This window comes from Gammaproteobacteria bacterium (genome assembly GCA_033344735.1).
Classification (GTDB): domain Bacteria; phylum Pseudomonadota; class Gammaproteobacteria; order UBA4575; family UBA4575; genus UBA1858.
On the sequence record JAWPMW010000001.1, the window covers coordinates 2,391,393 to 2,397,500 of the forward strand.

Consider the following 6,108-nt stretch of genomic DNA (forward strand, 5'->3'; position numbering starts at 1 on the left):
ATTCTGGAACATGATTAAAGTAGGAATTGTTGGCGGCACAGGATATACAGGAATCGAATTGATTCGATTACTGCATGCTCACCCGCAAGTTGAACTTACTGCCATCACTTCACGCAGTGAAGAGGGAAAGCTGTTGTCAGAATTGGTTCCAAGTTTCTTTGGCTTGTCGCATTTAAAATTTCAGCAGCCTTCAGTTGAAATACTTTCTGCGTGTGACCTTATATTTTTCGCCACGCCAAATGGCACCGCAATGAAGATGGCTCCAAAGCTATTAGAAGCGGGTAAACGTGTCATTGATCTTGCCGCAGATTTTCGCATACAAGATGTTGAAGTTTGGCAGCAATTGTACGGTGAAACTCATACGTGCCCAACGCTTGTTGAAGAAGCAGTCTATGGTCTGCCAGAAATGAATCGAGCCAAAATTAAAGATGCGCGTCTGATTGCCAATCCAGGTTGTTATCCCACGTCAGTAATCTTAGGATTCTTGCCATTGCTTGAAAAACAGCTAGTCGATCCTATGCGTCTTATTGCAGATACAAAATCAGGTGTTAGTGGTGCTGGTCGAGCTGCGAATGTGGGAGCATTGCATTCAGAAGTCAGTGAGAATTTTAAAGCTTATGGGATTGGCGGGCATCGCCACCAGCCCGAGATTAGTGCCATTCTCAGTAGTGTATTACCCGTTGAGCAAGCACAACTAACCTTTGTTCCTCATTTGCTACCGATGAATCGAGGTATTCATGCAACACTATATGCCTTCACTGATAATGATACGCAAGACCTAACGGCGTTATATAGAGAACGATTTGCCAAAGAGGCATTTGTTTCGGTACTGGATGCTGGAATGCATCCAGAAACGCGCGCAGTACGCGCAACTAATCATTGTCTTATTTCGGTTAACCGAGTCTCTAAAGAACAAATTGTTGTGTTGTCAGTGATTGATAATTTAGTTAAGGGTGCCGCAGGTCAAGCTATTCAAAATATGAATATTATGTATGGCATCCCAGAGTCATTAGGAATAGAGACAATTGGTTTGTTACCTTAAGTTGAACGAATAACTACCATGCAAAACAAGAAAGTTAAGGTTAATGTCCCGCAATTAGAGAAAATCTCTATGAGTGCGTATCACCCGGGATTGAAAAGAATTCAGATCTTGGTATCGATCTTGGCCGCTGTGTCTGTCGCGTGGGCGTTTTATGCGGTAGGTGCCGCTGGCATTGACTTGCCATTTGAAGACAATGAGCAAAGTGTTGCCGAATTGCGTGTAGATCTAGGGAAGGCCAATAAAGATCTAAAGTCGTTGCGAAGAGAAGTTGCGCGTTTGACCCGATCAACGCAGGTAGAGTTACAAGCCGCAGAGCAAACTAAACAAACATTGCGCGAAAAAGAAATGGAAATTCTTAAGCTGACTGAAGAATTAGTTTTTTACCGCAGCTTGTTAGCACCAGAAAAATCTAAAGTAGGTGTCGAAATACGAGACTTTAGTCTGCGTTCTACAGGGCAAAGTGAATATTATTACGATTTCCTTTTGACTCAATCCAGTCGCAGTAAGCGAGTTGCTAAAGGAAAAATTAATGTCACTATTGATGGCAAGCAAAACGGTAAAATGCATAGAATTGAAGTGTTTGATGTTGCCGCTGCGGCGAGTGACACTATTAAGTATTCGTTTAAATATTTTCAAAGGCTAAACGGTGCCTTTGAGTTGCCTGACAACTTTGAACCTAAGAAAATATTGGTTGAAATAAAACCAGAAGCAAAGTCCAAGCAACCTATACAGTTATCTTATTCTTGGAATGAACTCATTAGTGGGAGTTAGCATGTTCGGTAAAAAGAAAATTAAAGCAGCGCAAATAGATACATTAATTGGTAAGAACACTGTCGTTAAAGGTGACATTCACTATCGAGGTGGTCTGCATATAGAAGGCAAAGTGCAAGGTGACTTGGTGGCTGAGAGCAACGAAAAAACTGTGTTGATTGTCAGCGAGAAAGGTTGTGTTGAAGGCGATGTTAAAGGGCCTGTGGTAATTTTAAATGGCATGATTGAAGGTGATGTTTACTCCACCGCGACGTTAGAAATGGCGCAACATGCGAAAGTGAAAGGTAATGTCTATTACAAACTTTTGGAAATGGAAGTAGGTGCGGAAGTAAATGGCAGCTTAATCCATCAGTCTGTGCAAACTGTGAAGAGCAAAGAGAAAGTCTCAGCTGGGGCTGCCAAATCAAACCCAATTGGTGATGAGGGAAATCTTACTACTGGCAACAGTTAAACTATCTCATTGTGAATAGTGGCTCCCCGATTAGAGTAGTTGACCAATTTAGTCGGGTTCTGTAGTCTTTTGCTTATTGATTGTATTTATACGGAGAAGTAAACATGGCGTCTAATCAACAAACTGTCGCTGATTCAGGGATGCCGGTGCCATTAGTTTTTACTGATGCCGCTGCGGGCAAAGTGAAGCAACTTATTGAAGAAGAAAAGAATGATAATCTGAAATTACGAGTATTCGTGTCAGGCGGTGGTTGCTCAGGTTTTCAATATGGTTTTACCTTTGATGAAGAATTACAAGATGGAGATACATCGGTTGAAAATGGCGGCGTCGTTTTACTGATTGACCCTATGAGTTATCAGTATCTAGTAGGTGCTGAAATTGATTATTCAGAGGGGCTAGAAGGTGCGCAATTTGTAATTCGTAATCCTAACGCAAAAACGACTTGTGGTTGTGGTTCTTCTTTTTCAACCTAAAGTTTAGTTATTATTTACCAATAAAAAAGTCCGCAAATGCGGGCTTTTTTATTGGTAATAAACTCCGCCTAAAATACATGGTCGTTTCGCACCAGTAGAATGGAAAGCATTGCCCGGTTTCTTCAATAGCGTTTGCTTTGCGAGCCAGGCAAATGCCGTGGCTTCTATCCAGTCAGCATCAATTCCATATTCAGATGTTGAAGTTAAGCGAATTGGGTAAATTCGTTTAGCTAATTCTTCCATTAAATATTCATTTTTGCATCCGCCACCACAAGCAATGACTTGTGCTGTACCCGACGCCCAAGATGACAATGCATTTTTTATGCTGGCAATTGTTAGTTCCACTAGAGTCGTAGCAACATCTTGCGGGCTAATATCAGGGAATAAACGCAAAAAATTTTCTAGCCAAGATAGATTGAATTGCCCAATATCTGCTGACTTGGGTGGTACTTTGCGAAAGTAAGGGTGCTTTAAAAGACTATCAAGTAGGTGTTGGTTTATAGAGCCGCCTTTAGCCCATTGGCCTTTTTCGTCAAATGCTTTGTTTAAGTGTTTGCGCGACCATGCATCGAGCAATGTGTTGGCTGGGCCAGTATCAAAACCTAAACGAGGCTCGGAGCTTTGACTTGCTAATACGGTGATGTTTGCAATGCCACCCATATTAAGAACTACAGAGTTATCTTGTTTCCCCAACCAGGCTTGGTGAAATGCTAGAACAAGTGGGGCGCCCTGTCCTCCTGCCGCAATATCACGACGTCGAAAATCAGCTACTGTAGTAATGTCGGTGCGCTCGGCGATAATACTTGGGTTGCCTATCTGAATTGTATATGGGTTTGCACAATCTGGGTCATGTTTAATTGTTTGTCCGTGACTACCAATCGCCTGAATTGTGCTTGCATCTAATTTGCTAGTCTCTATTAATGCCAATGCAGCATCAGCAAATGTTTCTCCAAGCCGAGTATCTAGTTCGCCAAGTTGTTTTAATGTGGTTGATTCTGTTTGTATCGAAAAAATTTCCTTACGTAACGAATCTTCAATGGGGTAAGCAAGTGATGCAAGTTGGCAGATATTATTATGATCATCGATCGTCACTGCGATGGCATCAATTGCATCAGTACTAGTGCCAGAAATTAACCCGATGTAAGAGTTATTCAATTTTGCTTTCGCTAGTTTTGATTTTGAGCAAGGATGGTGGAAGAGTATAAATCAAGGTGAGCAAATTGCTCTGCTGTTGCAGATTTAAATCTAGCCATTTCACTTTTAGGTAGTGGACTAGCGTCAGGTAGTTTTACAGTTAAAGGGTTTCTGTGTACACCATTTACTCTGAATTCATAATGTAAGTGAGGTCCTGTGGCTAGGCCACTTTTACCTACATAGCCAATGATCTGACCTTGTTTAATGCGTTTGCCCATCTGAGTATTCTTGGCATATTTATGCATGTGAGCATACAAAGTGCTATAGCGACTACCGTGTTTAACTATGATGGTGCGTCCGTAGCCACCTTTGGTGCCACGATGAATAATTTTACCGTCACCTGAAGACTTAATAGGGGTTCCTGTAGATGCTGCATAGTCGACACCCTTGTGAGCACGAATTTTATTTAATATGGGGTGTTTGCGTTTTAAATTAAAGCGAGAACTGATGCGTGCGAAATCAACCGGTGTGCGCAAGAATGGTTTACGCATGCTGCGACCATTTTGAGAGTAATAATCAGTTTCGCCTTTGCTATCGGTATAACGAACTGCTCGATAACTTTCACCTGCATTAACAAATTCCGCGGCAATAATAGCGCCGTCTTTGATTTTTTCTCCGTCTAAATATTTTTCCTCATAAATAACGCTGAATTGATCACCAGTACGAATATCTAAGGCAAAATCAATATCCCATCCAAATACATTAGCTAATTCCATGATAAGTGAATCAGATAAGCCTGCATGTTGGCCAGCAAGGAATAGTGAATTTTCAATTGTCGAAGAAGCGACTTGTGTTCTTGTTTCGAAATCTCGAACAATTTCATCGACATAATAATCTTGTTCTTGTTTGATAACTTTCAGTCTACGATTAACGCTAGTTTCTAATTCAATGCCAATTAATGTTTTATCTTCAACATGAAAATGAAGTTTTTGGTTTGGGTAAACAGATTTTAATTCCTTTACCTTGTCGCCAAGCTGCATGATTTTATGCAATTCAGTATTCAACCCACGCTTACTAAATAGTGTAGATAATGTGTCACCACGTTTGATCGTCACGGTTTCTATTTTTGCTACAGCCTGATCAGTCGAAATCTGTACGTTTTGGGTGCCACTAGAAAGTGGTTGAATTTGAGCTGAGATAATTTCTGATTTGCTAGCGTCTTTACTGTGTGTCGTTGGAGCTGCATATTTGACATCAGTAGTAGCGTCAGATTTATTTGAAAGTGTAAGTTCTATTGTTTCTATCTGAGATGATTTTGGTAGTTGCGATTGAGCAATTTCTTTTTCTTGTTGAGTGCTAACATTTGCTATCACCGCACCCATAATAGAGAGCACGATTACGGCAATAGCTCCTGCGAGGAGGTAATGATGTGGTTTTTGCGATTTATAAGGCGAAGATTGCTTATAATCTACGTCTAATTGTGATCGATATTGCACAGAACTCGTCCTAGTTTATTACTTTGGTGTTTTTTACCTAAAAATAGTCGGTACCCTGTAGGCCGTCAATTGTTTAGGTGTGCAGACGAGGAAGATAACCTACTGAACGAACAAAAACTACAGTTTTTGCTTATAAATAAGGCAGATAATGGAGAATGCTAGAGTGTTAGAAGAGATTAAGCGCGGATGCGATGAAATTTTGCTCGAAAATGAGCTAAAACAGAGATTAGCAGAGCAGCGTCCGCTGAGAGTCAAGGCAGGATTTGATCCAACCGCCCCAGATTTGCATTTGGGGCATACCGTGATTATTAACAAGCTTAGGCAATTCCAGGATCTGGGTCATGAGGTAATGTTTCTGATTGGGGACTTCACCGGAATGATTGGGGACCCCACTGGCAAAAATGTTACTCGTAAGCCCCTTACTAAAGAGCAAGTCGCAGAAAATGCTGATACTTACAAGGAGCAAATATTTAAGATTCTAGACCCGGATAAAACCACTGTTTGTTTTAATTCCGAGTGGATGGGGGAAATGTCTGCAGCAGATATGATTCAGCTCGCAGCCCAGCATACGGTGGCGCGTATGTTGGAAAGAGATGATTTTGATAAGCGATATAAAGCCAATCAACCAATAGCTATTCATGAATTTTTATATCCGCTAGTACAAGGATATGACTCTGTTGCAATGAAGGCAGACATTGAATTAGGAGGGACCGATCAAAAATTTAACTTGCTAGTGGGCCG

7 protein-coding genes (1 of these 7 cut by a window edge) are annotated in these 6,108 nt (G+C 41.1%); 5 read left to right on the forward strand and 2 right to left on the reverse strand.

The window, feature by feature from the left end:
* The first annotated feature begins 10 nt into the window (after positions 1-10).
* The 4 genes from argC to erpA all read left to right on the forward strand — a co-directional run bounded on the left by argC (position 11) and on the right by erpA (position 2,737).
* Positions 11-1,042, forward strand: a complete 1,032-nt coding sequence (argC, locus tag R8G33_12315; protein MDW3096450.1) for an N-acetyl-gamma-glutamyl-phosphate reductase — start codon at positions 11-13, stop codon at positions 1,040-1,042.
* An 18-nt stretch (positions 1,043-1,060) separates the two neighbouring features.
* Positions 1,061-1,813, forward strand: coding sequence for a DUF6776 family protein (locus tag R8G33_12320; GenBank protein ID MDW3096451.1), 753 nt, complete (start codon positions 1,061-1,063; stop codon positions 1,811-1,813).
* Position 1,814: 1 nt separating this feature from the next.
* Positions 1,815-2,264 (forward strand): polymer-forming cytoskeletal protein, encoded by a 450-nt coding sequence (locus tag R8G33_12325; GenBank protein ID MDW3096452.1) that lies wholly within the window; start codon positions 1,815-1,817, stop codon positions 2,262-2,264.
* 104 nt (positions 2,265-2,368) lie between these two features.
* Entirely contained in the window at positions 2,369-2,737 is a 369-nt protein-coding gene (gene erpA, locus R8G33_12330) for an iron-sulfur cluster insertion protein ErpA (protein MDW3096453.1), read from the forward strand.
* Positions 2,738-2,785: 48 nt separating this feature from the next.
* Here erpA and R8G33_12335 read toward each other — a convergent pair whose 3' ends face one another.
* Together R8G33_12335 and R8G33_12340 are read right to left on the reverse strand one after the other, a co-directional pair.
* On the reverse strand, positions 2,786-3,892 hold the full coding sequence (locus R8G33_12335; GenBank protein ID MDW3096454.1) for an anhydro-N-acetylmuramic acid kinase: 1,107 nt from the start codon (positions 3,890-3,892) through the stop codon (positions 2,786-2,788).
* An 11-nt stretch (positions 3,893-3,903) separates the two neighbouring features.
* Positions 3,904-5,367 carry a peptidoglycan DD-metalloendopeptidase family protein gene (locus R8G33_12340; protein MDW3096455.1) on the reverse strand — a complete coding sequence of 488 codons (1,464 nt, stop codon included), beginning with the start codon at positions 5,365-5,367 and terminating at the stop codon, positions 3,904-3,906.
* Between the two features lie 148 nt (positions 5,368-5,515).
* Here R8G33_12340 and tyrS point away from each other — a divergent pair, with 148 nt between their 5' ends.
* Positions 5,516-6,108: the beginning of a tyrosine--tRNA ligase gene (gene tyrS / locus R8G33_12345; protein ID MDW3096456.1), read on the forward strand. Its footprint extends 610 nt past the window's final position; 593 of the gene's 1,203 nt are visible here — the first part of the coding sequence; it begins with the start codon at positions 5,516-5,518; its stop codon lies beyond the right edge, outside the window.

Coding starts and splice junctions, on each gene's coding strand:
- argC (MDW3096450.1), top strand. CDS start 11: ATGATTAAAGTAGGAATTGTTGGCGGCACAGGATATACAGGAATCGAA.
- R8G33_12320 (MDW3096451.1), top strand. CDS start 1,061: ATGCAAAACAAGAAAGTTAAGGTTAATGTCCCGCAATTAGAGAAAATC.
- R8G33_12325 (MDW3096452.1), top strand. CDS start 1,815: ATGTTCGGTAAAAAGAAAATTAAAGCAGCGCAAATAGATACATTAATT.
- erpA (MDW3096453.1), top strand. CDS start 2,369: ATGGCGTCTAATCAACAAACTGTCGCTGATTCAGGGATGCCGGTGCCA.